Annotated in this window: 2 protein-coding genes and 1 pseudogene; all 3 read left to right on the forward strand. The window is 72.7% G+C overall.

Annotation, left to right across the window (positions count from 1 at the left end; genetic code table 11):
- The coding region (locus ACTUAL_RS16180; protein ID WP_440900844.1) for a helix-turn-helix transcriptional regulator at positions 1-689 on the forward strand (689 nt) is incomplete at its 5' end.
- Positions 690-767: 78 nt separating this feature from the next.
- Positions 768-2,249, forward strand: coding sequence for a cellulose binding domain-containing protein (locus ACTUAL_RS16185; protein ID WP_440900845.1), 1,482 nt, complete (start codon positions 768-770; stop codon positions 2,247-2,249).
- Between the two features lie 9 nt (positions 2,250-2,258).
- Positions 2,259-2,859, forward strand: a pseudogene (locus tag ACTUAL_RS16190) (Tn3 family transposase); the annotation flags it as partial.

Genomic DNA, 2,859 nt, shown 5'->3' on the forward strand with positions numbered 1-2,859 from the left:
CCCTGCCGGACCCCAACCGCGGCACCGCGCCCGACGCGGCGACCCGGCTGCTGGCGTCCCCGGCGACGGACCTGCTCTCCCGCCCCCTCACCTCGGACGGCGCACCCGACGCGGTGCTGGCCGAGGTGCGCCGGGCGGTGGTGGCCGGGCGCAGGCTGCGCGTCCACTACGCGCCGCCGGACCGGGAACCGGGCTGGCGCGTGGTCGACCCGATCGGCCTGGTCACCGCAGGCGAGCGCACCTACCTGCTGGCGACGCGCGACGGCGGGGACCGCACCTACCGCCTGTCCCGCGTCCTGGCCACCGAGGCGCTGCCCGAATTCGCGATCCGCCCGGCGCGGGTCGACCTGGACCGGGTGTGGCGCGAGCGCCGCGCCCGCATCACCCCGGAGTCGGCGCAGGTCACCGTGCTGGCGCGGGTGTCCCCGTCGCGCAGGGGGGAACTGGCGGGCGCCGCGACGGCCGTGCGCGCCTGCGCCTGCGACGCGCACCCCTGGCCGTGCCTGGAGGTCGTCCACCAGGACCGCAGGCACGCCGAGTGGGCGCTGTGGCACCTGGCCGAGGACGCGCAGGTGCCGTCCCCGCCGTGGCTGCGCGACCACCTGCACGCCCGCGCCACCGCGCTGGCCGCCCGCTACGCCGCACCACCGGCCGCGGATGCCTTGACCACCCGGAAAACCGGCCCCTAGATTCCGATCAGGTACATCGTCCTCGACGGGGCCGCCGATGTCGGGGCACTCCCGCACGCCTCGCAGACAGGACCGACGATGATCCCGCGCACCCCCGACTCCCCCGGCTTACGCCCCGCCGCCGCGCTGGGCGTCGTCACCGCCTTGGCAGCCGCCATCACCCTCGCCGCCGTCCCCTCCCCCGCGCGGGCCGCCGCGGACTGCCGGGTGGACTACCGGGTCTCCAGCCAGTGGTCGGGCGGCTTCACCGCGGACGTCGGCGTCACCAACCTCGGCGACCCGGTCACCACGTGGCGGCTGACCTGGTCGTTCGGCGCGGGCCAGTCGGTGACCCAGGCGTGGGGCGCGGTCGCGGCCCAGACCGGGGCGCAGGTCAGGGCCGACAACGCGGGCTGGAACGGCTCGCTGGCCACCGGCGCGAGCACCTCGTTCGGCTTCACCGGCTCCTGGACCGGCGCCAACCCGGTCCCGCAGGAGTTCGCCCTCAACGGCGCCACCTGCACCGGCTCCACCACGCCGACCACGACGACCACCACCACGACCACGGCCCTGCCGCCGCAGGACGCGCTGGCCAAGGCGCACACCGTCGGCCGGGTCAGGCAGTCGGCGGGCGCCGCCCGCTACACCTGGCCGGGCACCGCCTTCGAGGGCCGCTTCCGGGGCACCGGCGTGGGCGTCACCCTCAACGACGCGCTCAACGACTACGACGTCCAGATCGACGGCGCCACCGTGGCCACCCTCGTCACCCCCGGCCGCGTCACCCACCAGGTCCAGGGCCTGGCCAACGCCGTGCACACCGTGCGCGTGGTCAAGCGCACCGAGGTCCCGTGGAGCGCGGGCGAGTTCGGCGGCTTCACCGCCGCCCCCGGCGGCGAACTCCTCGACAAGCCCGCCCCGCGCGCCCGGCAGATCGAGTTCATCGGCGACTCCCTCACCGCCGGTTACGGCAACACCTCCACCAGCCGCGACTGCTCCGCCACCGGCGTCGACCGCAAGTCCAACGCCGACCTGACCTTCGGCGCCCTGACCGCCCGAGCGCTGGGCGCGGACCACCAGATCAACGCCCAGTCCGGCAGGGGCATGGTCCGCAACTACAACGGCGGCGACCCCGGAACCGACTTCCGCACCTCCTACGCCCGAGGCCTGCAGAGCGACCCGAACGACACCTGGCAGAACCCGCCGACCTGGCGCCCCCAGCTGGTCGTGGTAGGCCTGGGCACCAACGACTTCTCCACCCCCGTCAACCCCGGCGAACCCTGGACCGCCGACACCCTGATCACCGCCTACAAGTCCGCCTACCAGGGCTTCCTGACCAAGCTCCGCGCCGCCTACGGCCCCGACACGGTCATCGTGGTCAACGCCTCGAACCTGTTCGCCCAGACCGCGCAGCAGGTCGTCACCGACCGCAACGCCCAGGGCGACACCCGAGTCCGCTTCTGGAACCACGACGACCCCCGCCTGGACCGCCTCGGCTGCGACTGGCACTACTCGACCGCCGACCACAGGCTCCTGTCGACCCTGCTGACCGACTACATCGCCACCCTGCCGCTGACCTGGTGATTAAGGAACATCGGAAAGGAAACCAGCGTACCCGACCAGAAGCTATGGCGGGTCGATGTCCGCGCGGACTACGGACCGTTCAAGCAGGCTGCTCGCGGTCGGGTCGACCTGGAGCGGGTGGCCCAGCACTGGGAGGACATCCTGCGGGTAATCGCCTCCATCCACACCTGCGCGGTGTGGGTCCACGACGTGATCCTCATGCTGTCCCGCGATGGCAACCCCACCCAGCTCGGCGAGGCGATCGCCCCCTACGGCCGCATTCACAAGTCCCTGCACGTGCTGCGCATGGCCGATAAACCCGACTACCGGCACACCATGAAGCCCAAGGCAACCTCCGGGAAGGCCGTCACGCTCTTGGGCGGGACATCTTCCACGGCCGCCGCGACGAATTGCGTCAGCGCTACTACGAGGGCACGGAAGACCAGCTCGGCGCCCTGGGCTTGGCCCTCAACGCGCTGGTGCTGTTCAACACCCACTACCTTGACGCCGCGCTCGCGCAGCTGCGCGCCAACGACCACGAGCTGCGTGACATCGATGCAGCCCAACTGTCGCCCTTCCGCCAGTGCTCGGCTGCTACTCGTTCCTGCTGCCCACCAACTTCGCCGGAGGT

This window comes from Actinosynnema sp., from assembly GCF_052038725.1.